We start from the raw sequence: 24,431 nt of genomic DNA, 5'->3' as shown, positions 1-24,431 counted from the left end.
TTAACTACATCATAAAATTATTTTTATGTATGATATTGTAAAAAATACTAATGAGAGATTGAATTAAATTCACTTACCAATAATCTATTGGGACACGCTTAAAGGAGACAATAATGTATAACAGTTCTAGCATCATAAAAATTAAGAATCTGAATGAAGATAAGATAGATGAACAGATAAAAGAATCGTTAAAAGACGTGTACTGGCGTATTGAATTTAATCATTATCACGATTTAATAGCCGAGATTGAAGGGCAAACAATAAAAAGTATTGGTGTATGTTGGGGGAATCCAAACCATCCGCTTGCTAAATATATTTACTTCTCCAGTAATGCTACACAGGAAATTTTGAAGAAAATGCTTATTGTTCAAGCACCTTATGATCGAATCATTTTTTCATGCTGGGAAAATGATTCAGAAAAAATAAAGCTTTTGCAGCAGTTTCCATTCCAACTTTTCCGAAAAACATATATGGAGAAATATGAGATTAGCATTTTATTAGAAAAATTGAATGATCTAACAGTACCTCTAACATTACTGTCACTCAAACAAGTATTAACACAACCTTCTTTAGAGGAACAATTATTTAAACTTTTAAAATATAGCTATGAGCAAACACATTTACATAATCCTGCACAAGTAGAAGATTGGCTCATTTGGAAAGAAAAATTATTAGAGGACAATTCCGATTTAGAATTGAGTTGTATTGCAATAGAAAATAATCGTGTTACTGCTTATATATTCGTCCATCCCATTGATGAAGAACAGTATGAAATTGGTTGGGTCGGTCAACAAGGGAATGTGAATTTGCTGCCAATCTTAAAGAAAATGCTTATTGGCTTACAAAATAAAGGTATTACGAGCGTAGAGTTCGAAGTTGATACAACAGACTACAACGCTTGGCAATTTGCAGATTTATTGGATTTAAAATCAAAAATAGGCTGGTACTCTTATATTTTAAAAAATAGTTAATTTACCTCGAATGTTCCCAAACATCGCGTTGGTAACTATATTTTAAAAAACTAAATATTCGCTCAGCTTTATGTATAATGTTAATATCCCACTATTAAGAAGGAGTATATTATTATGTTGAAATTAGAACCATTTTCGCAAGCTGATTTTCAGCAACTTATTAACTGGATACCGGATTCATCCTTTGCATTACAATGGGGAGGACCTGCGTTTACATATCCATTAACTTTAGAGCAACTTGAAAATTATCTGAAGGATGCTAATACAGATAATGCTTCAAAATATATATTTAAAGCCGTAGACGAATCGACTAATGAAGTGATTGGACATATTTCTCTTGGAAATGTTGACCGAATGAACGAATCTGCAAGAATTGGAAAAGTATTAATTGGACAATTGGAAAGTAGAGGAAATGGCTATGGTACGCAATTAATGTTAGCTGCCTTAACATTTGCATTTGAAGAGCTTAACTTACATAAAGTGACGCTAGGTGTATTTGATTTCAATACTGCTGCTATTAAATGCTATGAAAAAGTTGGTTTCAAAAAAGAAGGTTTACTTAGAGATGCTAGAAAAAATGGCAATGAATATTGGAATCTAATAGAGATGGGAATTCTAGAAAGTGAATGGAAAACTAAATCTTAAACGTACATATTCATACATTAATAAAATTAATAACGTCCCCAAATGCCACTTTGGAGTTATATAAGTCCAATCCTTTTTATGGTAATTTATAATTATCATAAAAAGTAGGAGGGATTTTTGATGAATACTACAAATACCAAATGGAACATCACCGAAATAAAAACGAGATATTTTGTATTTTTTGGTGCCACAGTGGGTGCGATTGTTGGGCTAGCTGCTTATGTGAATAATTGGTTATAATCAATTGATTAAATATTTATAACGTATACAAAAACTTACTAAACATTCCCAAATCAAAGTTAGGAAGTATTGAAAAAGCCGTGAATCATTGATTCAATAATGATTCGTGGCTTTTGTAGTTAATATGATAATTCATGAAAGTATGCAAGAAAAAGTATCATCGATAATTATAAAATTGAAAATGTTTTGTTTCCAAGCAGCGTTCTGTGTCCAATTTTTCTTTTGATTAAAATAGTTAAAATATGTATATTTGTTGAGTAACGGAATTTAGTGGAAACAGGGTGATTCACTTGATAGAACAGATAAATAGTGACAATAAAGATAAAGTAATAGCATTTTTCAATGAACATTGGGGAAGTTCTGAAATGGTTATTTCAACAGGTATCTATACGTGTGAAAACTTAGATGGATTTATTTTTGAAGAAAATGACCAGATTGCTGGTCTAATTACATATGTTATCAAAGATAATGAGATTGAAATCATTTCATTAGATAGTATTTTAGAGGGGAAAGGTATTGGTACAGCTCTAATTGAAAAGGTCGAAAATGTAGCGAAGCAAAAACAAATAAATATCGTACGTTTAGTAACTACAAATGATAATCTACATGCTTTAAGATTTTATCAAAAAAGAGGTTACAGGATTACCTCTATTATTCCTGACGCTGTAAATGAAGCTCGGAAAATAAAAGCATCCATCCCTTTAATAGGCAATGAGGGGATCCCATTAAACGATGAATTAGAATTAAAGAAAATAATTTAAATAATACATTTCAAATAACATTTTTGAATAAGGCATTGTCATTCTTTATTTCGCAGTCGAGCCAGTTCTTCTAACATAACAATAAACTTTACTTGCGCTTTTTCACTTCGAATTAATTTAGATACACGCCAAGAACTTGCTAAATACTTTCTAATTTTTAAGCTTACAAAAAATGAACGATGATGTTTTTCATTTTCATATAAGTCATTAAACCAAGAATAATCTTTTAACTTTTCTATATTTTTATCTATCTTTTGAGTATTTAATTCGCTACTCCCACTAAGATTTACGCTTGATAGTAGACTTAAACTTAAAGTAACTACAACACCTAAAAATACAATTATACAATTGCCGAGTTTTTCCATCAAACTCCTCCTTTAAGAAAAGATTATTAATTATTTTTAAAAAATTGTGAGTGAGGCAAATGATGAGCATAAATCAAAAGCACTTGAACAATTGATATTAAAAATTGAGGAAACAAAAAAAGCAGCCTGATTGGTCTGCTTTTTTTGCTTATATATTCAATTAATTAAGATAAAAGTTCACGGATATTATCAATATAATCTGAATGAACATAACCTACTTTTCCTTTGTATACGACTTGGTACCAAGGAGAGTTATAACCAGCATAGCTGATTTGAACATCTTGATTGTTTTTATACGTACCAATGATTTTTGATTTCGAGCTTTTAGAAGCACGCACGTTTAAATTTACACCTTTGCTTGTATTAGCTGAACCCAGAGCAATTACAGCTGGTAACTTCGCTACATATTGTTTGCTTACATAACGTTTTTTACCTTTATAAAGGACTTGATACCAATTTTTGTTGTAGCTTTTAATAACTTTTACTTTGGCATTAAATGCATATTTTCCAACTACTTTAGATTTCGTGCTCGCACTTGCACGAATATTTAAGTTTCCTGTTAAATCTTCAAAAACAGCGTATTTTGTAGTAGTAGATACTGCTGCCTGAGCACTTGTAGCAGAAAGAGTAGAAGCTGCAACAACAGCTGCCATAGTTAATTTTCCAATATGTTTCATATAATAACGCATCCCTTCAAATTTCGTTCATAATACAGTATAACACTCATATATTAGAATTATAGTTAATATATTACTATTTTTATATAAATTTCATGTTTCGAAATATATATTTATTTAATTTAGTTGCGCACATTAAGTAAGTATTATTTGGATATTCAAAATAATTTACTCAATGGCATATAGTGCTACTCACCAATTTACAGAGGAAGTTACGCTTATTTACTTAGTTTAATAGTTCAATCTTGCTGCCCAAAATAGATTATAGAAAGGAAGGATGACACACAGACCTAAAAATGTAAGTGATATTGAAAAAGCTATTGTATGATTAAGGTCAGCTGAATAATTTAAAAGTGCTTCATTTGCGAAGATTAGGCAGATAAAGATACAGAATTGAAGTAGTATCACCATTTTTTGAGAGCGTACAAATTGAGTCGTTTTATTTGCTTCTGTTAAATTTATATAATTCATCTTGTGAGGGGATTTAATAAGATATTTAATAAGTAAGTTCATGAAATACCATATAAGAAAACTCAAAAATAGTAAGATGAATAGTACATATTTAGATCCCCATTGATCTGGCGTATCATTTGTAAAATGAATTGCAATTTTTGATGGTATCGTAGACCAAAGTGAAATTAAATTAAAAAAATGATAGCCAAAAACGATTATTGCTAGTAATAAAAAAGTTAACCTGTATTTACTGATTGCCAATTATCAACACCTCCATTTCACATTATTATCCATTATAACATTAGTATGTTCATTATTAATTGTAATAAACATACAAAATAAGTTTCAAAAACGTCGATTTGGTATTTTTTATTTATTCCATTATTTACATTTATTGTATTTTATTTTAAACTGTATTTAGATGATTACCTAAATAACTAAATAAGTGTGGTGACAAAATGAGCAACGATGTATTTAAAGCTCTAGCAGACCCAACAAGGAGGGAAATACTTGATAGACTGAAAGAAAAAGATTTAACAGCTGGTGAAATTGCTGATTATTTTTCAATTAGTAAGCCAAGTATTTCACATCATTTAACAATATTGAAAACAGCAGGGTTAATAACACAAGAGAAAAAGGGACAATTCATTTATTACTCGTTAAATACAACCGTTCTTCAAGATATTTATAGCTGGATATTAAAACTAAAACAGTGAGGAAAGACAGAAGATGAAATTCTTTATAGTTTGTATTCCAATCGTTAGTATGTTGATCGCTATATTTACATCAGATATTTATGTAGAGGACTTTATCGCAAAGTGGGTGCTCCCGATTTGTTTAGTGCTTACGGCTATTACTTCCGTTATAACAGTAAGAAGTCAAAAAAATAGTGGCTCTAAAAGCACCATTCTCTTAATGACTCTTTTAAGCCAATGTGTATTGATTACATTCCAAATTAGTTTTATCTTGTTAGAGAAGCCAATAGAAATAACGAATGATGTTTATGCGGGGATAATAGTTGGGATTATGATGTTCATTTTAGGTAATTTTATGCCACGTACAAAGCCGAATGCTGCATTTGGGTTAAGGTTACCGTGGACACTCTCAAATGAAATCGTTTGGCGAAAATCAAATTTCTTTGCAGGCTATCTGTTGATGTTAGCTGGAATACTTGCGATTTGCCTGTCGATTTTATTTAAAGAAAATACAGAGATTATCATTTTATCCGTAGTGCTATGTATCGTTATTATTGCTACATTGGTTTCATACGCATACCACAGAAAAATGTTAAGTGTATCATAAATTCATCTAGGAACAAGGGAAAGCCACGAATCAATATTGATTCGTGGCTTTTTTAGTTAATACTATGATTTGTGGAAGTATATAAGACTTTATTTTCTATTATTTTCGTGAATTTTTTTATAAATATATACTTCATTATCTGTAGAAGTTGAATTAGTAATAAGACTAATTAAGAACATTAACACGCCAAATAAGATTAGTGCTACTTTGTAATACCCATTAAATAATAAAATAAAAATAGATACAAAAAGCGATATAAATAATAAAACGAAACTTAAAAATATAATTAATTTTTTCTTTTCCATCAAAGACCACCTGATTTCTATTTAAAATATTACAAAAAAATACATAAATAGCATTTTATATATTTATTATATCAAATATGATTTTTTTAGGTAGCAAAGAAGAATAAAATAAAAGCGCCTAAATTATAATTTGGGAAGCTCACATTTCCTTCATTTTAAAGAATCAAATGAAATATTATATCTAGGAAATGTATAAAAATTAAATGAATTAGATCAATTATTAGATGACTTTTCTAATTAATACTATGATTTTGGAAAGTACATAAGAAAAAATGATGTTGCTTTCATCCACAAATTTTACTTAATGTATTTTTTTGGTATTATAAAGTGAGTAAACTTAGGGTGTAGGGAGATGAGGAACAGATGAAAAAGAAAATTGCTATTCTATTAACAACGGTAGCTATTATTGTTTTGGGTGGTTTTATATATTATAGCTTTTTGAATGAGGATAATCAGGATAACGACAGTATTATGATAAATAAAGATGGGGAAGTAGTAGACCCGATTAGTGAGGATAGCGATAATATGGGACATGAATAGCAGGAAACATTTTCTTTAGAATCAATGAACTCTTAAGAATTAGTTAATGAAGAAAAATAGGTTCTACAAGTAGAGCTTTTGCAATATTAGGGACAGTATTGAAGCGGTAATACGACATTCTTATAAGATATTCAAGAATTTTAGGACGCTACTAATCTTATTAAGGAGTGGAATATGAATTTTAAATTAGGGAATTTTTTATTAGCTGGGTCTATTGGTATTTTGATTGTAACGATTGCAGACTATTTATTTTATGGGGAATTTAGTGTTAGAGGACTTGTCATTTCCGTCGTTACGGTATTAATTATGTATTTACTTCTTTTAGTTTTCCAATATCAGAAGAAAAAGAAAAATTCTTAAAAGAATATGGAAATTTTTATTTAAATTTTAATACATACAAAAATAAATAGTTTAATAAACAAGCCACAATCAATATTGATCCGTGACTTTTTTGTTAATACTATGAAGATTACAAATTAAAAGTCGGTATTAATTATGGTTATGCTTAGAAAGGAGAAAGTAAAAATGGAAAAAGAAGACTATGAACAAAAGAGCGTTTTTGATGAAAATCACTATCAGTTTAATAACCTAGAAGAAATGGAAATGGAAGAATTAACGCTTTATTTTGAAAAACAATTAATTGAATCGAAAGATGGGGAAAAATTCTTAATGTCTTTGGTAGATTTCCCAATCTATATGCATTTAGAAATATTTGATTTCGATGTACAAGAAATAGGGAATTTATTTACTTCTGGCAATAGTACATACACCATCCAAAAGTTAAAAAGTGACACATACCATTTCGAAGCTAAGATTGACGACAATGAATTGTTTATAGAAATGCTGGGGTATATGACTGCTTATGCGGGCTACGGGCGATTGAACTTTTATACAAATTGTAATACGTGTTTTAAGAAAGAAATTATAGATGAAGAAATTCAATTCGATTTGCTTGATTCCAGTAACTTTATGTTAGTTACAATCAAATATGATGGAAATGTTTTGAGTATAGTAAGTGGAAAAAGTGAATTGAAAGAAATTAGAAAACAACTCGAACACCTAAATAATTATGAATAGCTCATACAATCCGAGCTTAGCAACTCACAAAAAAACTCGTCTACTTATCGATTGACTGGCTCTTTGGAATCGATTACTTTAAGTGCTACTCAAGTCTTAATCGTTTTAAACTGCATTATGATAACATCTATTCCATTAACAATGATTATTTATTCGAGATTGATATAGTAAATATGTAAGATTGTAGTGATAGAAAATCTTAAGAATAGAGCTATTTTTTTAGTTTTTAAAAAAATAGTGAATATGAGGTGCCGAAAATGTGGGAACAGTATGTAATTGAAACACCAAGAGGAGCATTTGAGGTCTTTGTAAAAGGAAGTGGAACTCCTCTTTGTATTACGCACAATTATTCATCCTTTAACACTTCAGGAGATTATTTTGCGAACACATTTATAGAAAATCATCGTGTATTTTTAGTGAATTTAAGAGAGTGTGGTAATTCTCCAAAAGTACAACACTCGTATCAGCTTGGATTATTAGAAACTGTATTTGATTTAGAAGCGATTCGAGAAGGTTTAGGGTTTGAAAAATGGGCCTATGCTGGACATTCTACTGGGGGAATACTTGGTATAATTTATGGCATTTATTTTTCTGAATCACTTAATTTTGAAATCATTGTCGGAGCAGCGGCTAGAGATTATATGACTTTTTCAAAAAATTGCATTTATAATAATGAGCATCCACATTTTGAAAAAATGCAAAATCTATTCAAATCACTTAAAAATGAAAATCTTTCCGTAGACGTACGTAATGAATTGAAAATTGAACGTACAAAGCTATCTTTATATAGCCCTAATAAATACGAAGATTATTTTTCATTAAATATAGCAAAAGATATGTCAGCCAATAGATTAAATTTTTTTGATAGAGAAATTCAACTATTTGACGTTACTAGAAAACTAAAATTCATTTCAGCACCTACTCTAATTATTTGTGGTAAGTACGATGTTCAGTGTCCAGTAGAATACTCGATTGAAATGAATGAATTAATTTCGACATCCAAATTAGTTATTATGGATGAAAGTAACCATTATCCCTTTTTAGAAGAAAAAGAACGGTTTTTAAAAGAATACCGAACTTTTCTTGATGAAATAACCGTTTAATACATATGTGTAATAAAAAGCCACGAATCAATGGACGTGGTTTTTTTGTTGATATTATTAGGCAATAAATGTTTAGTAGCACTTATAGAATATGAGGGATTTTTTCGGTAAAAAATTACTTAATATAAATGAAAGTGGACAAATAGAGCGAGAATAATCACCATTATGAAATTATGTTTATATGCGGAATTTGTTGATTATAAAGTATCCTATGTACAAAGTGAATAATAATAAACTAATGTGAATTTGTAGTTGATGAGGGACTAGCTTAAATATCCAAAAAGCAGCTCCTATTGTGGCAATAGTTAAATAATAATTTTTTTCACTATGACCGCCTTCATTTTCTTCCTCAAGTTTGTCTAGATTCATCAAAACAATAATATATCCAACTACAGGTATTAGGATACAAAAAAATAAATCCAAAAACTTTTTAAATACCATGGTTTTTTCATAAACTGCTCCTTTTATATTTACTCTTTTTTTAGTATATTTATGATATCATAAGTATATTAAAAAAAGAGTAAGTAGTGAGGGAAATGCTACTACTACAGCTAACCAATGAAGAATGGAGAAATAATGAATATGTTCATTTTGACAAAATGCAGTATCATTTTAAAAACTTTTACTGTAAATTATAAACTAATGAATTTAGTAGAAGTTAAAAATAAATCGATTAACTGGAAATTGAAGGAAATATCCTATATAATCCAAGAACTTACGCGTAAAATGAACGAATTTGAGCAAAAAAGTAATTTATCTAATACTGATTTAATGATAATTTCAATATTAGATAATTGCGGATCAGAACTATTCGATGTGTCTGAGGACATCCTTAGACCAGTAAAAAAAGAAATTATAAATGAGGTACTCCGTTTAAAAAGTATTGAAAGCCGGATGCTTCTTTTTCACGGTTACTTATCAGATGAATCGCCTAATTATTATTTGCAACAGGTCGTTGAAAAAAGAGAAGCCTATGTCTATTCAACCCATCCTAAAGCACCGGTATATCGTCAATATAAAAGTATATTAAAAAAAGCACAAATTTATACTGAGGCTCTCGAACGTTTGGGAGAAAAGCTTGAAGTTATAGATCACAACGAAAAGTAATGCATTCACTTAAATTTAGTTATTCGACTTCCGGACATCTAGAAAATTGAAAAAAACATATGGTAATTACAGCTTTAGTTGAAAGTTCAATTTTAAAATCTATTGACCACATCCAAGATAGAATTTCTAAATCGGGATTTTGAAGATTATCATTTGAAGATTATCATTTGAAGATTATCATTATTAGCTAATCAATTTTTGTGTAAGAAGCTAGATAAGGAATTGTATTTAAGTGACATTTGTTGGAGTGGAAATTTTGGAGTAGTGATGCTATACGAAGTTGATAAACTTAGCGTAGTGTTGGCGCTAAATTGTACTATTTAAGGTCAGTAAACAGCTATTGCTAGTACCAGCTGAGCTGGCCATTCCATCTAGCATTTGAAAACTAGTCTAAAGGCATAATTTTTATTTTCTTTAATAATTCTAAAATTTGTTTCTTTTCTTCATTATTAAGAGAAGAGAAGTGATCTGCTTGAAATTGTTCTTGTAGGGGAAGTACATCGTTTAATAATGCTTCTCCTTTGCCAGTTAGTTTGACATACTTAGTTCGCCACTCTTGCTCTCGTTCAATTAGTTCTAACTTCTCCATCTTACTCAAGAGTTGTGTTATATTTCCCTTTGTAACAAATAATTTTTCAGCTAATTCTACTTGTGACATTCTTTTGGCTATTCCTATTTGAACTAAAATATCAAATTGTGCTGCAGTTAAACCCCATTTTTTTAAGTGTTGATTGGATTCTTTAATACTATTTGTATAAACACGAGCTAATCGAAACCAAATTAATAAATTTAAACGCTTATTTTCAATGTCTTTCATTTTATATCCCCCATTAAATTTAAAATCACTTAATTTTAACTTATATTCATCATAATGAAAATAATAATCCGTTAATAATTAAATCTTCAAAAAAAGCTGTTGAGAAATAGAAAGATTCTATTCTCAACAGCTTTTTAAGTTACTTTATATCTAATGTTATGATGAGTTACTTATTTTGTAGCGTCTTTTTGTGCGCCTGTGTAGCTTCCAATTACATTTTGGTAACCTGGTAATTGTCCAGCTAGTAAAGCACCAAAGCCCTCTACATCATTACGCCAGTCGCGTTGTAATTCAGCTGCAATACTGAACCAGTTCATTAATTCAGCGCCACCATGTGCCATGCGAGTTAATGCTGCATCAGCTACTTGCTTGCTTACTGTACCTGAACCATCTACTGCTACAAAAACATCATAGCCTGCATTAATTGCAGAAAGTGTTGGGAATGCTACACATACGTCCGTTACAACACCAGCAATAATTAATTGTTTTTTACCTGTAGCTTCTACTGCTGCTACAAAGTCTTCGTTATCCCAAGCATTGATTTGTCCAGGACGAGAAATAACTGGAGCATCTGGGAACATATCTGTAAGTTCTTGCATTAAAGGACCGTTTGGACCATTCTCGAAGCTTGTAGTTAAAATAACTGGTAAATCAAAGAATTTTGCTGTACGAGCTAATGCTAAAACATTATTTTTGAATTCATCTACACCATAGTCACGAACTAAACCTGAAATTAAACCTGTTTGGTGATCTACTAATAGTACCGCTGCATTGTCTTTGTCTAAACGTTTGTATAAATCTGTCATAATAAAATACCTCCAAAAGTATAATTTAAATTTATCAGTTTAGTTATAAACTGATAAATTTATTATTACTATAATAGCTTTCAATCTATCTGTCAACTCTAGATTAACAATCTCTATCTGCTCATAATGAAGGGGTATGAATTATACGGTGTATCATTTTATAGGCGGTCAAAAAATTTATACGATGCATTAGAATTCTGAATAAAACGATATACCTAACTAGCTGTATAAAATGATAATGAAACAAGAATTTAAGACTAAAAAATTGAACGGTAGGACGGGATAGTAATGAGTAGGAACGCTTATCGTTCCTAAAAAAGATGACTATTTTAACTAATGAGGTAGTGCTCATTAAAATAATTTTAAAAATATAGCGCCAAGCAAATTTGAAATGAGCGACTACATATTTTGTGAGCTTCACTATTTTGAGCAAGTCTTTTATCTAATCGTTATTGAAACTGCATTCGTAAGAGATTATTCGCTGGACAGAGGTTATATTTATGACCTCAAAAAAAAGTCTAAATACTATTTTAATAAAATATATGATATAACTTTTAAAACGATAAAAAATCTATAAAACGGAAGTAATAGACAAAGATAAACCCTCCAATCCATGATTGGGGGGTTTTTTGATTGATATACAAGAAAAAGTGTCATTTCTTAAAATCCTTAAAAATAAGTACACCCCATAAAATAACAATTATCAATTGTAAAATTCGCAACCAGATGGATTCGATGCCTAAAAAAATATTAAAAACAACAATCACAAGCATTAAAGCTAAAATAATACTTAACAAAACTTTCTTTTTAAAAGGCACTTAAAAATTCCCCCTATAATCATAAGTCAGCTGTTTACGTCAGATCATATCTGAATAAAATTTGTCTCGTCTAAATTTTTAATAGATTGTACCAAATTCAATTTCTTTACTATGATTTTTAAATAGTTCTTCAAGTGTCATTCCATCAATTTTGGCTGTTTGAACAAATTTCTTGTTATCGTGTGTATAATCACATAATGCTTCTGAATCTACTATTAATGAACGACCATCTTGAAAGTTTGAAATGAAGTATTCTTTATCTTTGTAGATGAATTCAATTTCATGACCAATTTCAAGAAGTTGCATAAGTGTTTCAATTGTTGAGCTTTCTAAATTATATTCTGATGCCATTATTTCACCATCTTATTGAGTGCCCTGAATTTTTTGCATAAAAATACATCATTCGCAATTTGAATTCAAAGGTAAATGAAGGTCTATTATTAGTTTACGAGCTTCTATAACTTAGTATAGCCTGCATCCGTCTGATTTTGTTTATTTGATACTACCATACCTAAAAATTGAAAATAAGGAAACATATTGTATAAATAACCGTTTCTATTAAAGAAAAAGAGAAGGAGGGTTAGAAATCTAGTGGAAAATTAAATTTTAAAATTCTATGTAAAGGATTAAACCATTGTATAAAAAATCTATTTATCTATTTATTTATTATACGGTCTTATTTATGTTTGTCTGTTTAACTTTCTCCGCATTACAGCACTCATTTGCACAAACAGGTAAATTGGAGGATGGTGTACATGCTGACAGTATTAAAGTTACTATGTCAACAGAGAATCCTAAATTAACCATTAAACAATTTGTTCAAAACTTGCAAGAAAACGATGATTCTTTCTTCATATTAAAGAACACTTCTACCACTGATATGAAAAGATTATCTATTCATAATGCGGTATTCCCACTAGCTGGTCCAAAAAAAATCGATAGCTTACCAAGTAATGCCGCTTTATTAAGTAAAGCGTATGAAAATAATATACAAGGTCATAATCCGCCTTTGATTTCTGCGTATGGAAAAACCTATGAAGTAAAAAAACTTTTTTCTCCACAAGAGACAAATCTGTTTTTACCAGCGTCTCTCTATATAGGGATGAATACAAATGCTTCTTTAAACGGTGAGTTTATCGTTGATGGTGTTTCAAAAAATGATTTGACAAAAGTCTTAGATGCTTTTGTGGATGAATCATTCCAGTATGAATTATCAGATGTTCGATTGGCATTAAAAGACCGTCTAATACTTGTAGTGAAAGATCAAATAATCGTAATTGGTGTATTATTGCTGACGTTAATTCTTATCCTTGTCAATACAATCAGCACAATTACTACATGGTTAGCATCTCGTGAGAAAGAAATAAAGGTGCTATTCTTAATAGGGGCTTCTAAGGCTGCATTACGCTACAAGCTTTTATATGATTATTGGAAAATAATTATTGCAAGTTTCCTTGCCGGTATAAGCCTTGCCTATTTTATTTATTTAAGTCATGTATTTGATATTTTATTTACAGATATGCAGTGGCAATCGATTATAGTATCCTTTATTTTTTGCTTTATTTTTGGTACATGCATTACATGGCCTAGCATTTTATTTTATACAAGACGCTATACAATTTATAAAAGAGGTGCTCGCTCATGAAATCAATTCATTTTGCTATCACTGACTTGTGGCGTCGAAAATGGATTTCGTTATTGCTACTAATCCAAATTACTTTATTACTATTTATATCAAACTTCGCTATTGCGAGTATAAAAGATTTAAAAAAAATGGAGCAAGAAGTAACTCGCCTAACAATGGATACACCCATTTATTTCATGAAAGATTTTACAACTGAAGCCCATTTCGATGAACTAATTGATGATGATAATAAACGAGCTCTTCACTATTTTGAAAAACTATATGATACGCTATACGGTGGCAATTATAATGCCGATATTTTTTCTTTATTTTCAAATTCCCTTCCTTTTGATAAAGAACTTTTTCGTGAAAGTTTAGATACAATCACGTATGAAGGGAATTATGCAGACGTTCCTACATTAAATGCTACAGACGAATTGAAACAGTATTTTAAATTAGAGGTCGCTGAAGGGCGCTACTTTAACCAGACTGAATATGCGGATAAGAAAAAATAAAACCGATTGTTATTGGAAGTGAATTAGCAAAATCCGTATCACTTCATGAGGTCATACAGGATGCAGGTGGCGATCAGTATAAAGTCATTGGCATTTTAAAGTCTGGTATGAGCTATATCGATATTTCGAGTAATCGCGAATTTATTTCATTAGACAACACAATTTTATACCCACAAAATAAACATTATATGACGGGTGGAATGGAATATTATGCGCTTTTAAGTGCAACCTATATTGCAACTTCTGATGAAACCATTGTAAAAGATATCGTTGAAAAGGGAAATAATCATAATCTGTTTACTTGGACGTATAGTGATTTGAGTCAGCAAGTAAAGTATGTCATACAGGATAAAACAAAGTGGATACAAATGCAGCTAATGCTTACCTTGCTCATTTTAATCTTCACATTTATTAGTATTACGGTTGCCTATCTACAATTTATCATCCAGTATACGTATGAATTCGGTGTTCATATTTTATCAGGAGCTACAAAAAAAGATATTATTTTCCGAGTTTGTATGCAGCTAGTCCTGCTATTTATCCTGGCTAATAGTATTAGTGCTATTTTTATGCATGATGCCAATCAACTTATCACATCCCTTATCATTACAATCGTAAGCTGCTTGTTATTGTGGATTATTCCTATTGTAAAAATAATGCGCACAACAATTGATCAAATGCTACGCTGGAGGTAACAATGACTTTATTAGAAATTGAGCATATGACAAAGACTTATAATCTTGCATCAAAAGAGCCTGTTTATGCATTGAAAAATATAAATATGACGTTAAATCCCGGAGAACTTGTAGCAATTATTGGTACATCTGGTTCGGGGAAATCAACATTATTACGTATGTTAGGATGTATTGATAGTCCTTCAAGTGGTACATATACATTAAACGGAAAAGATATGGCGACGATGAATGATCAATCATTAGCAAACTATCGCAATCAAGAAATCGGATTTATTATGCAGGATTTCGCATTGATTGATTATTATTCGGTTAAGAAAAATATTCTTTTACCGCTTATGTATGAAAAAAAGAAAGAATTGAAAAAACAACGAAAAAAAGAGCTTTTGCCATTACTAGAAAAACTCAGCATTGCTGAAAAAATAAATTCAAAAGTAACGGATTTATCAGGTGGTCAAAAACAACGTGTAGCGATTGCGCGAGCACTTATTAATGACCCTGAAATTTTACTGGCAGATGAGCCAACAGGCGCTCTTGATGAACAAACAACTGCTGAAATCATGGCTATATTCAAGCAATTGAATAAAGAAGGTAAAACGATTATTATCGTCACACATGATATGCAAGTGGCCAATCAATGTAATAGAATATTACGTATGCAAGATGGTCATTTAGCCGAAGCGGAATAGGTAGAATTGAACCCAAAATAAGGCATTTTAGATGCCTTATTCTGAGTTTTTTAATGGTAGTGGATGAGCTATACTAATTTTAAGAGATAAATAAGAACAGGAGCCATGCAATGAATACTAGATTTAAACGATTATTAAAATTACGTGATATCGAGTTCTTTAATATCATCGTAAATGATGATGACAGAACGGCATTTTTATTAATTTATGATGAAAGACGGCCACAAAAAAAGGCTGAGGATGGCAATCATATCAAATTATTTTTAATTTCCACGTTCGAGTTATCTGAAGCGGCGTATGAAGATGTTTTAAGGTTCAATGATGATCTTTTAGACATGAAATATAATTGTTCCTATTTTATGGAGAGTGTCAAGGTAGCCGAGGAATTTGAATTTGATTTTCCTTTTGAGATGCGCGCCATTCGTACCTATGTAGAGGAATTAGTGCATGTATTAAAGCTTGATGTCACACTTCCAGAGCTGAGTGAAAAAGATTTCAATTATTTATCCCAAGATTAATTAGAGCCGTGCATTTGCGCGGTTCTTTTTTTCTAAAATCGGGAACAGATTGCAAAGGGGTGATGTCATGAAGCGATGGGTAGGTCTTAGTGTAGCGCTGCTCATATTGACAGGTTGTTCTTCAAATGACGCGGCGCCAGTTAAAGAGCCTAAGGAGCAAATGGTGGCGAAGGAGTTAAGTACACCGTGGGCAATGGAGCGTGTGGATGATACATTTTACATTACCGAACGACCAGGTCATATTGTAAAAATCGAGGATGGCAAGGTAACACGGCAAAACATAACGCTTAGTGAGCCACTTGCAACGGCATCGGAAGCGGGATTACTTGGCTTTGTGCTGGCACCAGATTTTGCGGCGTCCAATACAGCCTATGCGTATTACACGTATGAAAGCACCGAGGGTCAGTTTAATCGCATTGTCGAACTGTCCTATAATCAAAAAGCATGGCGCGAAAAAAAGATTTTACTCGATAAGATTCCAAGTGGGACCTATCATCATGGTGGGCGATTAAAAATCGGGCCTGATAATAAATTATACGCTACTGCTGGCGATGCCTCCGAGCCAGATAATGCACAGGACAAAACGCAGCTAGCGGGAAAGATTTTACGACTTAATTTAGATGGCTCAGTGCCAGCGGATAATCCAGAGACCGATTCCTATGTGTATAGCTATGGCCACCGTAATCCACAGGGGCTCGTATGGCTTGGTAAGACATTGTATGCGAGTGAGCATGGCAATAGCGCACATGATGAGATTAATCGCATTGAAGCAGGGAAAAACTATGGCTGGCCGGTCATTGAAGGAACCGAGGAGAAGCAGGGCATGGAGACGCCACTTTTCACCTCTGGCAACGACACAACGTGGGCGCCGTCTGGTATGGCCGCTTCGGGTGATAAGCTATATGTCGCCGCATTACGCGGTACAGCCATTGTCGAATTTGATTTAAAAACGAAAAAACAGCGTAAAATTGTCAGTGATGTCGGACGTATTCGCGATGTGATGCTTGTCGATCACACACTGTATTTTATAACGAATAATCGTGATGGTCGCGGGACACCGCAGGAAGATGATGACCGTTTGATGAAAACAACGATAGCAGACTAAAAAAAGTAGCATCCGCCATAAAAAGGGATGCTACTTTTTCGTTACACATTAAATTTTGATAAAGAAAGCTTCAGCTCATCTGCCATATCTGATAAATTCATCGCAGAATGCGTAATTTCTTCAATGCTTGCAGATTGCTCCTCAGAAGCCGCTGCCACATTTTGAGTATTGGCCGCACTTGTCGCAATTGAGTCATTCACTTGTTGCATCGTATGAGACATTTCAGAAAGTGCAGTTGTTAATTGCTCAATGGACTGCTGCGTCCCATCAAATTTCGTTGATAAACTTGAGATCTCGGTGTAAATTTCTTGGAAGGATGCACCAGCTTCTTTAAACATGACCGAACTTTCCTGTAAGTTTTGTGTGCTGATAGTCATGGCCTCAACTGCTTGGAGAGATTCTTCCTTCACGCCATTAATTCGCGCTTGAATGTCACTTGCGGCATTTTGAGATTGGTCGGCGAGTTTACGCACCTCCTCGGCAACAACCGCAAAGCCCTTACCATGCTCACCAGCACGAGCTGCTTCGATGGATGCGTTTAGTGCGAGTAAATTCGTTTGGTCGGTAATAGCCGAAATCAAGTTGACGATTTGACCAATTTCGTTCGAATAATCATTTAAGCGCTGAATAATGAACGCGGTATGTTCGATTTTATCCGATGTAATAGCTAATTGTGCCACAGCCTTTTGTACGGTTTCATTGCCTGCATACGCTGTAGAGGTTGCGACATTGGCATTTTGTGCGACTTCTTTTGTGAAAACAGAAATCTCCGTTAAATCATGCGAGATGGTCGTTACAGTATCATTCATATGATTCACCGCTTCTGACTGCGTTTCTGTGCGCATCGCCACTTCCTGTACAGAGGACGTAATTTCTTCAATGGTTGCGCTGCTTTGCTGTACATTCGCAGAAAGCTCAACAGAAGTAGCGGCTACTTGTTCGCTGTTCAGACTGACATCGCCAATAAGACCACGTAAGTCATGTACCATTTTGAATACCCCTGTTGTGAGCTGTGCAATTTCATCATTCGTTTTAAGCTCAAATGGCTCCACTGTCAAATCCCCATTTGCCGCGGTTTGAACAAATTCTAATGTCTCGTGAATCGGTTTTAATGTACGACGTGTAATGAACCATGCTGTGACAATGCTTAATAAAATCGCGATAACAAGCACCGCTACTGAAACCCAAATCACAAGAGACGTTAAATGCTTAATAAAAGATGCATCCATATCGAGCCCTAAAATAATATCTGTATTGTCAAACGGAATGAAAATCGATTTGTGCACACCATACTCATCCGTATAAATGTCGCTAATTTGCGTTGAGCTATTGTCTAGCGCTGTATGCATCTTTGGATCAAAGCTGTAGCTATTATTATGATTGTCAGTTTGACTAAGCGCCACAATATGCTCGCTTCCTGTACGTGATAACACATATACATTTTCGACACCGAAGTTTTGCTGAGCCTTATTAATTATATTAAGGAGCTCCTCATATGCCTTGTTATCATTCGTATCTGCTTGCTCGACTAAATTCGACGGGATGTCTGCTTTAATTTCCTTTGATACGATATTCAGCTTATCCTCGAATTCCGGCAGCATATAATTATTAATAATATGCATAGTTGTCATATATAAAATGGTACTAAAAACCAGCGCGACAATGGTAACGGGAAGTGTGAAGCTCATCATAAACTTCATAAACAATGAATTTTTATAATTACGCATGAACTTCATGTTGTACCTCTAGCTGTGCAATTGTTTGTTGTAAGACCTCGATAAAGTGTGGAATATGCGTCACTTCTGTATAAGGTGAAATCGTAAATAATTTTGCTGCTGCCACTGGTACAAATTGCTTCGTATCCTGTGCAAGTACGGTGCAAACACGCGTCGTATCGCCGAAGAATACATCCTCACGCTGTGCACCAAGTAATTCAAACCAAGCGCTATTTGCCGCATTCACTGCTTCAATTTGTGCAGCTGTTGCTTGTCCAGCAACCTCTTGTGCCCACGTTGTATTATTACCATAATAACGAATGGCGGTTACTGGTCCAATATTTAACGGATTGACGACTTCAACAGATGGAACCTGCGCGGCTAATTGCTCACGGAACTGTAAATTCACACGCACATAATTTGCGAGTAGTGCCTGGTAATTTTCCTTACCGAATGCACGTAATGCCGCATAAATCGCAATGGAGCTACCCATGCGTGAGCATTCTAATGTATAGCCTGTATGATAGGAGCCATAGCCGCGATTTCCTACATAGGGTGTATCAAAATCTTCTAAATCAAGCAAGCCAAGTGAGCTACCATCTTTCACGAGGAAAAGACTTGTTAAATAAGGTGTTTGACCGAGCTTTTGGAAGTCAAAACATAGTGAGTCAGCAAGGTGAATATGCTGCATACGCTCACGAATTTGTAATAAAGCTGCTGTCACAGGTGCTTCAAAATCTAATGGATTAGTATCAAAATCGTAATCATTGAAGAAACTATAGAAGCCGCCAAGCGCAGAGTCGGCATGAATATGAATCGGTTTTAACGTAAATTCTTTCTCAAGTGCGGTTGTAATGGCTTTAACACCCGCTACATCATCAATGCCGAAGCTATCTGTCGTACCTGTTGTCGCGACGACATAGACCGGAATCCCGCCTTGACGAATTACCGCGCGCATTTGCATGTTTAAATCTTCTAAATCCATTGAATGATCCGCGCATGCTTTAACGCGCACAAGATGATTGCTACCAATGCCAACTGCTTCAATTGATTTCAGTAGGCTATAATGCGCATTTTCAGAGGCGAAGCAATATAAGTTATTAGGCACGCCCTCTTCCTTCGCATTCGGGAATTGTTTGGCGATGGCTAAGCGCAGACCGCTAAATACGGCACCTTGCCCACCCCATGTTGTGTAACCAAAGCTTTTCGTTTCATCATAGCCAACTAATTTTGACATCATCGAAATGACTTTTACTTCACTCTCTGCTGCTGCAGGGCCATAGACATCCCATAGGTTATTACCGTTGATAAGCATATTTGTCAGCATACCAAGTAAGCCAGGAATGCTTGCCATTGGTAAAACATTCGTCACATAGTTATGCGTATGATAAGGATGCCCATCTAATAGTTGAATTAATTCATCCACCACATTGTCCAGTGCCTGTCCTTTTTCTTCTACCTGAGCCGTTTCCATTAAATGCTGATAAAAAGCAGGGGACTTCTCCGCACTTTCACCTAAAATCGTTTGATTAGGATTTTTTAAATCATCCATTGCCTGTAGAATTTTTTGAATTTGCGCTGAAAATTTTTGGCGCTGTTCGACATTCCCATCCTCACTCTGGAATAACTCTTTGTAGTTCATTATAGATTCATCCTCCTAAAGTAATGTGCTTATTGAATTACTAAAATTATAATTGAATAACAAAACATATACTATATTACCCTTTGTTAACAAATTAATAAAGGACTTTAGTCTCTTTTGGTGAAAATAAAGCATAGAAATCCTTTTAAATTCAATAAAATTCCACTTTTAGGACATGAATTGTATTTTTTTGTACAAATGATTCTCTGTTAGATGGGCGATAATGGGCGGCATCAAATTATCATATAGATATCCTTTATTATTGTCTTTTTCATGGCGTTAGCTATACTTATAAAAAGCATAATTTTCTATATTTCCCAGGAAACAATTCGTGACAAAACACTTTGACATGCTGGAATAGTCCGATGTCTAGTAGTTTTGATAGTCAACCTCCACACAAATTTGTATGGTTGAGATAGAAGGAGCGATTAAAATGAACCTCAGTAAACAAATTAAAAAATACCGTAATCGGGATAATTTATCTCAAGAGCAACTGGCAGAAAAGCTCTATGTTTCTCGCCAAACGATTTCAAATTGGGAAAATGAAAAAAGCTATCCCGATATTCATAACCTCTTATTGATGAGTGTTCTTTTTAAGATTTCCTTAGACGAATTAGTTAAAGGAGATGTTGAAATGATGAAACATGAACTTCAAAACAAACAGATGGATAAATGGACGATTTCCATGATAGTTGGCATGGTGTTAGGTATTCTTTCACTAGGTATTGTCAATCGTTATTTTGGGACGCCAGGCTATATTTTAAGTTTTTTACTCATGGGTTATGGTATCTATGCATCCTACCGTATCGATAAAATCAAAAAACAGCATCATTTAAAAACATATCAGGATATTATTGCGTTTCAGGAAGGTCGACAGCTAACGGATATTGAAAAAGAAAAGGCGAATAAAAAGCATAAGTGGCAATTGCCATTAATTGTCGCATTATCGGGTATTTTTAGTTTTGTTTTAGCCTATTTAAGCATGAAACTATTTAGTTAATGGAGGAATTTATGAACAAACTCGCAGCAGGATGCCGGCATACGGTCCTCATTCAGCCAGATGATACAGTATATGCGGTAGGGGATAATAAATTGGGGCAGTGTAATACTGCTTCTTGGCAGCACATCATCGAGGTGGCGGCTGGGAATGTGCATAGCGCACATAATACAGGCAATGCACATACACTAGCGCTTAAAGCGGATGGAACGGTTTTGGCGACAGGCTGGAATACAAATGGGCAATGCGATGTCACAGCTTGGCATGATATTATCACGATTGCGGCAGGGTGGCGTCGCTCCGTTGGTGTTAAAACAGATGGAACGGTCGTGGCAGTTGGGCGCATGAATGAAGGCGCTTGTGATGTAGCGGACTGGCGCGATATTAAGGCAGTAAGTGCGGGGGACTGGCATACACTTGGACTTCAGCGCAATGGGCAGGTAGTAGCTGTTGGGAATAATGAGCGCGGTCAATGTCATGTCGCGGAGTGGCAGACGATTTCGATGATTGCGGCAGGCTATGTCCATTCGCTCGGGCTTCTTGAAAATGGGACAGTCATCGCCACGGGCAGTAATAAAAATGGGCAATGTGATGTCACAGCTTGGCATGATATTACAGCAATCGAAGCGGGAAGTAAGCATTCGGTAGCACTTAAACTAGATGGCACTGTTGTCGCAGTGGGAGACAATCAATACGGGCAGTGTAATGTAACGGAGTGGTCTGATATTGTTGCGATTGCGGCAGGGAGCAGGCATACAGTCGGCATGCAAGCGAATGGTAAAATCGTAGCCGTGGGTGATAATCGTTATAATCAATGCACATTAAAAGAGGCTGGGACATATGTGTAAAATAACCGCTTCTATGAACATAAGAAAACCGGAATCGCGCTGTAGCACGGTTCCGGTTTTTCGTTGCGAACACTAAAAAAGGAACATGACATGTTTTGGTCAAGCCTCTTTTTTAATGATTTACGGCTTGTTCAAAGGCAGCTTTTGATTCATAGGTGTTATCTTTCCAGAACCATAGACCCTTTTCCGAATCAAAGTGATTATCTACCACAATAGTACGATAATTTTGTGTAAAAAAATTCGCAATGTAGATCGTCGACTCACTTGCGATAAAGTCATTCTCTTCTATACGATTGTCCTTGGTATTGTATTGAATCAATAGCTGTCCACCATCAAGCCCTTCCGTATCATTATGCGCGAGCTTATTTTTTTCAATAACCGAATTTTTCGTACCACCGCGCTGTTCATCATAACCACCAATGGAAATCCCGGTATAATAATTGTTGCGAACCGTATTATTTTTAATAATAATTTCATCCGCATACTTACCCGCATGTTCAGATGTTGCCTCGATGCCAATATCACTAAATGAAATATTATTGCCTTCAATTGTTATATTTTTCGCACCATCAACATAAATACCACCCGCACTATAATCCTCACCGTACGCTGGATTACCATATGACGAGACTTGTGAAATCGTATTGTTTTTAATCGTGCCATTGCGTACATAATCCGCTTCTTTTTTAATAGCAACACCCTCATAGCCAATGACATCAATGCCAATATTATCACTACGACGAATTGTATTATCTGTAATCGAGAAATCCTCGATGTTGCCATTTAAAACGAGCGCCTCACTTGAGCCAAGGATCAAATCTTCTAAGGTGTTATGTGTGATTTGAATATGCTTCATCGCGCCAGTGCCGTAAAAGGCAATGCCATGCCCGTTCCCTTCACCATTTACAGCACGCGTCGTAATTTTGCGTATATGATTATTTTTCAGCGTAATATGATGACTATTACCGCTCACATAAATGCCCATCACCGTATCATTTGCCGATTTCGTCGTAACATTCTCAATTGTCAGGCCATCTAGTGTAATATCATGCTGATTGTGAATGGTCACCATCGCGCGGTTGCCGTCCATACTTTTTAGCTCACGTCCATTTAAACGAACCTTCTCACCTTCATAGGCTTGAATTTGTAGCTCGCTTTTTGTGATAGATAGTGGCTCTGTATAGGTGCCACCGCGAATAATAATTGTTGTACCAGGCTGTGCCTGTGCTATTGCCTCTTCAAATGTGCGAAGCGGCGCATTCTTCGAGCCTCTTGCTGTATCATCACCAGTTGATGCAACATAAAGTGTAGCAGAAGGTGAAGGTGAAGGCTTCCATAAGAAATAGATGGCTAACAGTGCCACAAGGATGCCGCCAGCTAATAGTAGTTTCTTCATAAATTACCAACTTCCATATAGTGTATGCTATTCTTTGATTTGGTATAATTATAGCATGTAATCGCTTATTAAAAAGATTTCTATCCTATTTGAAAGGAGCTTAAAAAATGCCCTCACCACGCGCATTACTCATTATGCTGGCCATCATTCTTTTGATTGTGTCACCATTTGTTGTGTTTTTCTTGCCACTTATTTATATTTTGACCTTTTTTGATACACCTGAACAAATTGTGGCCCATCCGAATACAAAGAATTATATCTATGCGTTTAGCGCCTGTGCCATCATCATTGTTGCGATTATTTTAGCCGCAATCCGCCAGAATAAAAGTATGATTGCACTTTCTGTGACACTTGGTTTAGCAGGCTGTGCGTTATTTTTTACCTCTATTTTCGGTTATACATATATCGGAACCGATAAAATTGTCGTTAAAGAAATCCTAAAGAAAACGACGCTCGAATGGGAGGATATTCACGATATTGTACTTGAATATGACGAAGACGGCTATGAAACCTACACATTCACGAAAAATGATAAAACAGCGATACAGATACCGGTTACTCGCCAATATCAAGATGGCGCTAAAAGTGAAATTTACGCACTCGCGACGGACTATCATATTGCATTTGAAGAACGTAAAGGCCGATAATTCATTCAAAGGTCTAACTGTTTTTGCATGCCTTTCTTTGTAAACTAACTATAGGA

The 24,431-nt window shown here is 34.1% G+C and carries 29 protein-coding genes; 19 read left to right on the top strand and 10 right to left on the bottom strand.

Annotated elements, in window-relative coordinates; genetic code table 11:
- The first annotated feature begins 113 nt into the window (after positions 1-113).
- From KTHG_RS13670 to KTHG_RS13660, 3 genes are all read left to right on the top strand, one after another.
- Positions 114-971, top strand: a complete 858-nt coding sequence (locus KTHG_RS13670; RefSeq protein ID WP_139994350.1) for a hypothetical protein — start codon at positions 114-116, stop codon at positions 969-971.
- Between the two features lie 114 nt (positions 972-1,085).
- The gene (locus KTHG_RS13665) at positions 1,086-1,616 is read left to right on the top strand and encodes a GNAT family N-acetyltransferase (protein ID WP_010304494.1); all 531 of its coding nucleotides are present in this window, start codon (positions 1,086-1,088) and stop codon (positions 1,614-1,616) included.
- A gap of 533 nt (positions 1,617-2,149) precedes the next feature.
- The gene (locus KTHG_RS13660; protein ID WP_370362782.1) at positions 2,150-2,617 is read left to right on the top strand and encodes a GNAT family N-acetyltransferase; all 468 of its coding nucleotides are present in this window, start codon (positions 2,150-2,152) and stop codon (positions 2,615-2,617) included.
- 38 nt (positions 2,618-2,655) lie between these two features.
- On the opposite strand, the gene KTHG_RS13655 is transcribed toward KTHG_RS13660, so the two are convergent.
- The 3 genes from KTHG_RS13655 to KTHG_RS22185 all read right to left on the bottom strand — a co-directional run bounded on the left by KTHG_RS13655 (position 2,656) and on the right by KTHG_RS22185 (position 4,373).
- Complete coding sequence (locus KTHG_RS13655) at positions 2,656-2,982, bottom strand: nitrite reductase (RefSeq protein WP_139994348.1); 327 nt, start codon at positions 2,980-2,982, stop codon at positions 2,656-2,658.
- A 164-nt stretch (positions 2,983-3,146) separates the two neighbouring features.
- Entirely contained in the window at positions 3,147-3,659 is a 513-nt protein-coding gene (locus KTHG_RS13650; RefSeq protein ID WP_139994346.1) for an SH3 domain-containing protein, read from the bottom strand.
- Positions 3,660-3,890: 231 nt separating this feature from the next.
- Positions 3,891-4,373, bottom strand: coding sequence for a DUF1648 domain-containing protein (locus KTHG_RS22185; RefSeq protein ID WP_139994344.1), 483 nt, complete (start codon positions 4,371-4,373; stop codon positions 3,891-3,893).
- Positions 4,374-4,570: 197 nt separating this feature from the next.
- Here KTHG_RS22185 and KTHG_RS13640 point away from each other — a divergent pair, with 197 nt between their 5' ends.
- Together KTHG_RS13640 and KTHG_RS13635 are read left to right on the top strand one after the other, a co-directional pair.
- A complete protein-coding gene (locus KTHG_RS13640; RefSeq protein ID WP_126990376.1) occupies positions 4,571-4,828 on the top strand; it encodes an autorepressor SdpR family transcription factor in 258 nt (85 codons plus the stop codon).
- Between the two features lie 13 nt (positions 4,829-4,841).
- Positions 4,842-5,414 carry an SdpI family protein gene (locus KTHG_RS13635; protein WP_139994342.1) on the top strand — a complete coding sequence of 191 codons (573 nt, stop codon included), beginning with the start codon at positions 4,842-4,844 and terminating at the stop codon, positions 5,412-5,414.
- An 89-nt stretch (positions 5,415-5,503) separates the two neighbouring features.
- Here the strand turns inward: KTHG_RS13635 and KTHG_RS13630 are convergent, their stop codons facing one another.
- Positions 5,504-5,719 carry a hypothetical protein gene (locus KTHG_RS13630; protein ID WP_139994340.1) on the bottom strand — a complete coding sequence of 72 codons (216 nt, stop codon included), beginning with the start codon at positions 5,717-5,719 and terminating at the stop codon, positions 5,504-5,506.
- Positions 5,720-6,082: 363 nt separating this feature from the next.
- Here KTHG_RS13630 and KTHG_RS21330 point away from each other — a divergent pair, with 363 nt between their 5' ends.
- The 5 genes from KTHG_RS21330 to KTHG_RS13610 all read left to right on the top strand — a co-directional run bounded on the left by KTHG_RS21330 (position 6,083) and on the right by KTHG_RS13610 (position 9,546).
- On the top strand, positions 6,083-6,259 hold the full coding sequence (locus KTHG_RS21330) for a hypothetical protein (RefSeq protein ID WP_186439613.1): 177 nt from the start codon (positions 6,083-6,085) through the stop codon (positions 6,257-6,259).
- Positions 6,260-6,433: 174 nt separating this feature from the next.
- The gene (locus KTHG_RS13625) at positions 6,434-6,619 is read left to right on the top strand and encodes a hypothetical protein (RefSeq protein WP_139994338.1); all 186 of its coding nucleotides are present in this window, start codon (positions 6,434-6,436) and stop codon (positions 6,617-6,619) included.
- 165 nt (positions 6,620-6,784) lie between these two features.
- Positions 6,785-7,336, top strand: a complete 552-nt coding sequence (locus KTHG_RS13620) for a hypothetical protein (RefSeq protein ID WP_126990373.1) — start codon at positions 6,785-6,787, stop codon at positions 7,334-7,336.
- A gap of 257 nt (positions 7,337-7,593) precedes the next feature.
- Positions 7,594-8,439 (top strand): alpha/beta fold hydrolase, encoded by an 846-nt coding sequence (locus tag KTHG_RS13615; RefSeq protein ID WP_139994336.1) that lies wholly within the window; start codon positions 7,594-7,596, stop codon positions 8,437-8,439.
- Between the two features lie 582 nt (positions 8,440-9,021).
- Entirely contained in the window at positions 9,022-9,546 is a 525-nt protein-coding gene (locus KTHG_RS13610; RefSeq protein WP_139994334.1) for a hypothetical protein, read from the top strand.
- Between the two features lie 385 nt (positions 9,547-9,931).
- Here the strand turns inward: KTHG_RS13610 and KTHG_RS13605 are convergent, their stop codons facing one another.
- The 3 genes from KTHG_RS13605 to KTHG_RS13595 form a co-directional block, all read right to left on the bottom strand.
- The gene (locus KTHG_RS13605; RefSeq protein ID WP_139994332.1) at positions 9,932-10,363 is read right to left on the bottom strand and encodes a MarR family winged helix-turn-helix transcriptional regulator; all 432 of its coding nucleotides are present in this window, start codon (positions 10,361-10,363) and stop codon (positions 9,932-9,934) included.
- Positions 10,364-10,533: 170 nt separating this feature from the next.
- The gene (gene ycaC / locus KTHG_RS13600) at positions 10,534-11,169 is read right to left on the bottom strand and encodes an isochorismate family cysteine hydrolase YcaC (RefSeq protein ID WP_139994330.1); all 636 of its coding nucleotides are present in this window, start codon (positions 11,167-11,169) and stop codon (positions 10,534-10,536) included.
- 896 nt (positions 11,170-12,065) lie between these two features.
- Positions 12,066-12,338: a hypothetical protein gene (locus KTHG_RS13595; RefSeq protein ID WP_139994328.1), complete on the bottom strand. Its 273-nt coding sequence runs from the start codon at positions 12,336-12,338 to the stop codon at positions 12,066-12,068.
- A gap of 283 nt (positions 12,339-12,621) precedes the next feature.
- Here KTHG_RS13595 and KTHG_RS13590 point away from each other — a divergent pair, with 283 nt between their 5' ends.
- From KTHG_RS13590 to KTHG_RS13565, 6 genes are all read left to right on the top strand, one after another.
- Positions 12,622-13,632, top strand: a complete 1,011-nt coding sequence (locus KTHG_RS13590) for an FtsX-like permease family protein (protein WP_139994326.1) — start codon at positions 12,622-12,624, stop codon at positions 13,630-13,632.
- The gene (locus KTHG_RS13585; protein ID WP_139994324.1) at positions 13,629-14,126 is read left to right on the top strand and encodes a hypothetical protein; all 498 of its coding nucleotides are present in this window, start codon (positions 13,629-13,631) and stop codon (positions 14,124-14,126) included. Before KTHG_RS13590 ends, KTHG_RS13585 begins: the two co-directional genes overlap by 4 nt.
- A gap of 107 nt (positions 14,127-14,233) precedes the next feature.
- Positions 14,234-14,821 (top strand): hypothetical protein, encoded by a 588-nt coding sequence (locus KTHG_RS13580; RefSeq protein ID WP_139994322.1) that lies wholly within the window; start codon positions 14,234-14,236, stop codon positions 14,819-14,821.
- A gap of 2 nt (positions 14,822-14,823) precedes the next feature.
- The gene (locus tag KTHG_RS13575) at positions 14,824-15,507 is read left to right on the top strand and encodes an ABC transporter ATP-binding protein (RefSeq protein ID WP_139994320.1); all 684 of its coding nucleotides are present in this window, start codon (positions 14,824-14,826) and stop codon (positions 15,505-15,507) included.
- A gap of 164 nt (positions 15,508-15,671) precedes the next feature.
- Positions 15,672-16,025 carry a hypothetical protein gene (locus tag KTHG_RS13570; RefSeq protein WP_233600529.1) on the top strand — a complete coding sequence of 118 codons (354 nt, stop codon included), beginning with the start codon at positions 15,672-15,674 and terminating at the stop codon, positions 16,023-16,025.
- A 67-nt stretch (positions 16,026-16,092) separates the two neighbouring features.
- On the top strand, positions 16,093-17,130 hold the full coding sequence (locus tag KTHG_RS13565; RefSeq protein WP_139994316.1) for a PQQ-dependent sugar dehydrogenase: 1,038 nt from the start codon (positions 16,093-16,095) through the stop codon (positions 17,128-17,130).
- Between the two features lie 41 nt (positions 17,131-17,171).
- Here KTHG_RS13565 and KTHG_RS13560 read toward each other — a convergent pair whose 3' ends face one another.
- Together KTHG_RS13560 and KTHG_RS13555 are read right to left on the bottom strand one after the other, a co-directional pair.
- A complete protein-coding gene (locus KTHG_RS13560; protein ID WP_139994314.1) occupies positions 17,172-18,866 on the bottom strand; it encodes a methyl-accepting chemotaxis protein in 1,695 nt (564 codons plus the stop codon).
- Positions 18,850-20,487, bottom strand: a complete 1,638-nt coding sequence (locus tag KTHG_RS13555) for a pyridoxal phosphate-dependent decarboxylase family protein (protein ID WP_186439612.1) — start codon at positions 20,485-20,487, stop codon at positions 18,850-18,852. Before KTHG_RS13555 ends, KTHG_RS13560 begins: the two co-directional genes overlap by 17 nt.
- A gap of 433 nt (positions 20,488-20,920) precedes the next feature.
- On the opposite strand from KTHG_RS13555, the gene KTHG_RS13550 reads away from it, so the two are divergent.
- Complete coding sequence (locus tag KTHG_RS13550; protein ID WP_139994310.1) at positions 20,921-21,487, top strand: helix-turn-helix transcriptional regulator; 567 nt, start codon at positions 20,921-20,923, stop codon at positions 21,485-21,487.
- A gap of 11 nt (positions 21,488-21,498) precedes the next feature.
- Positions 21,499-22,332: an RCC1 domain-containing protein gene (locus KTHG_RS13545; protein WP_255512466.1), complete on the top strand. Its 834-nt coding sequence runs from the start codon at positions 21,499-21,501 to the stop codon at positions 22,330-22,332.
- A gap of 112 nt (positions 22,333-22,444) precedes the next feature.
- Here KTHG_RS13545 and KTHG_RS13540 read toward each other — a convergent pair whose 3' ends face one another.
- Positions 22,445-23,728, bottom strand: a complete 1,284-nt coding sequence (locus KTHG_RS13540) for a right-handed parallel beta-helix repeat-containing protein (RefSeq protein ID WP_139994306.1) — start codon at positions 23,726-23,728, stop codon at positions 22,445-22,447.
- 107 nt (positions 23,729-23,835) lie between these two features.
- On the opposite strand from KTHG_RS13540, the gene KTHG_RS13535 reads away from it, so the two are divergent.
- Positions 23,836-24,375 (top strand): hypothetical protein, encoded by a 540-nt coding sequence (locus tag KTHG_RS13535; protein WP_139994304.1) that lies wholly within the window; start codon positions 23,836-23,838, stop codon positions 24,373-24,375.
- The last annotated feature ends 56 nt before the right edge of the window (positions 24,376-24,431 follow it).

This window comes from Kurthia sp. Dielmo (genome assembly GCF_000307285.2).
Lineage (GTDB): Bacteria > Bacillota > Bacilli > Bacillales_A > Planococcaceae > Kurthia > Kurthia populi.
The sequence above is the reverse complement of the archived record's forward strand: the minus strand, read 5'-3'. Positions and strand labels throughout refer to the sequence as shown.

Coding starts and splice junctions, on each gene's coding strand:
- KTHG_RS13670 (WP_139994350.1), top strand. CDS start 114: ATGTATAACAGTTCTAGCATCATAAAAATTAAGAATCTGAATGAAGAT.
- KTHG_RS13665 (WP_010304494.1), top strand. CDS start 1,086: ATGTTGAAATTAGAACCATTTTCGCAAGCTGATTTTCAGCAACTTATT.
- KTHG_RS13655 (WP_139994348.1), bottom strand. CDS start 2,982: ATGGAAAAACTCGGCAATTGTATAATTGTATTTTTAGGTGTTGTAGTT.
- KTHG_RS13650 (WP_139994346.1), bottom strand. CDS start 3,659: ATGAAACATATTGGAAAATTAACTATGGCAGCTGTTGTTGCAGCTTCT.
- KTHG_RS13640 (WP_126990376.1), top strand. CDS start 4,571: ATGAGCAACGATGTATTTAAAGCTCTAGCAGACCCAACAAGGAGGGAA.
- KTHG_RS13635 (WP_139994342.1), top strand. CDS start 4,842: ATGAAATTCTTTATAGTTTGTATTCCAATCGTTAGTATGTTGATCGCT.
- KTHG_RS13630 (WP_139994340.1), bottom strand. CDS start 5,719: ATGGAAAAGAAAAAATTAATTATATTTTTAAGTTTCGTTTTATTATTT.
- KTHG_RS21330 (WP_186439613.1), top strand. CDS start 6,083: ATGAAAAAGAAAATTGCTATTCTATTAACAACGGTAGCTATTATTGTT.
- KTHG_RS13625 (WP_139994338.1), top strand. CDS start 6,434: ATGAATTTTAAATTAGGGAATTTTTTATTAGCTGGGTCTATTGGTATT.
- KTHG_RS13620 (WP_126990373.1), top strand. CDS start 6,785: ATGGAAAAAGAAGACTATGAACAAAAGAGCGTTTTTGATGAAAATCAC.
- KTHG_RS13615 (WP_139994336.1), top strand. CDS start 7,594: ATGTGGGAACAGTATGTAATTGAAACACCAAGAGGAGCATTTGAGGTC.
- KTHG_RS13610 (WP_139994334.1), top strand. CDS start 9,022: ATGTTCATTTTGACAAAATGCAGTATCATTTTAAAAACTTTTACTGTA.
- KTHG_RS13605 (WP_139994332.1), bottom strand. CDS start 10,363: ATGAAAGACATTGAAAATAAGCGTTTAAATTTATTAATTTGGTTTCGA.
- ycaC (WP_139994330.1), bottom strand. CDS start 11,169: ATGACAGATTTATACAAACGTTTAGACAAAGACAATGCAGCGGTACTA.
- KTHG_RS13595 (WP_139994328.1), bottom strand. CDS start 12,338: ATGGCATCAGAATATAATTTAGAAAGCTCAACAATTGAAACACTTATG.
- KTHG_RS13585 (WP_139994324.1), top strand. CDS start 13,629: ATGAAATCAATTCATTTTGCTATCACTGACTTGTGGCGTCGAAAATGG.
- KTHG_RS13580 (WP_139994322.1), top strand. CDS start 14,234: ATGAGCTATATCGATATTTCGAGTAATCGCGAATTTATTTCATTAGAC.
- KTHG_RS13575 (WP_139994320.1), top strand. CDS start 14,824: ATGACTTTATTAGAAATTGAGCATATGACAAAGACTTATAATCTTGCA.
- KTHG_RS13565 (WP_139994316.1), top strand. CDS start 16,093: ATGAAGCGATGGGTAGGTCTTAGTGTAGCGCTGCTCATATTGACAGGT.
- KTHG_RS13560 (WP_139994314.1), bottom strand. CDS start 18,866: ATGAAGTTCATGCGTAATTATAAAAATTCATTGTTTATGAAGTTTATG.
- KTHG_RS13555 (WP_186439612.1), bottom strand. CDS start 20,487: ATGAACTACAAAGAGTTATTCCAGAGTGAGGATGGGAATGTCGAACAG.
- KTHG_RS13550 (WP_139994310.1), top strand. CDS start 20,921: ATGAACCTCAGTAAACAAATTAAAAAATACCGTAATCGGGATAATTTA.
- KTHG_RS13545 (WP_255512466.1), top strand. CDS start 21,499: ATGAACAAACTCGCAGCAGGATGCCGGCATACGGTCCTCATTCAGCCA.
- KTHG_RS13540 (WP_139994306.1), bottom strand. CDS start 23,728: ATGAAGAAACTACTATTAGCTGGCGGCATCCTTGTGGCACTGTTAGCC.
- KTHG_RS13535 (WP_139994304.1), top strand. CDS start 23,836: ATGCCCTCACCACGCGCATTACTCATTATGCTGGCCATCATTCTTTTG.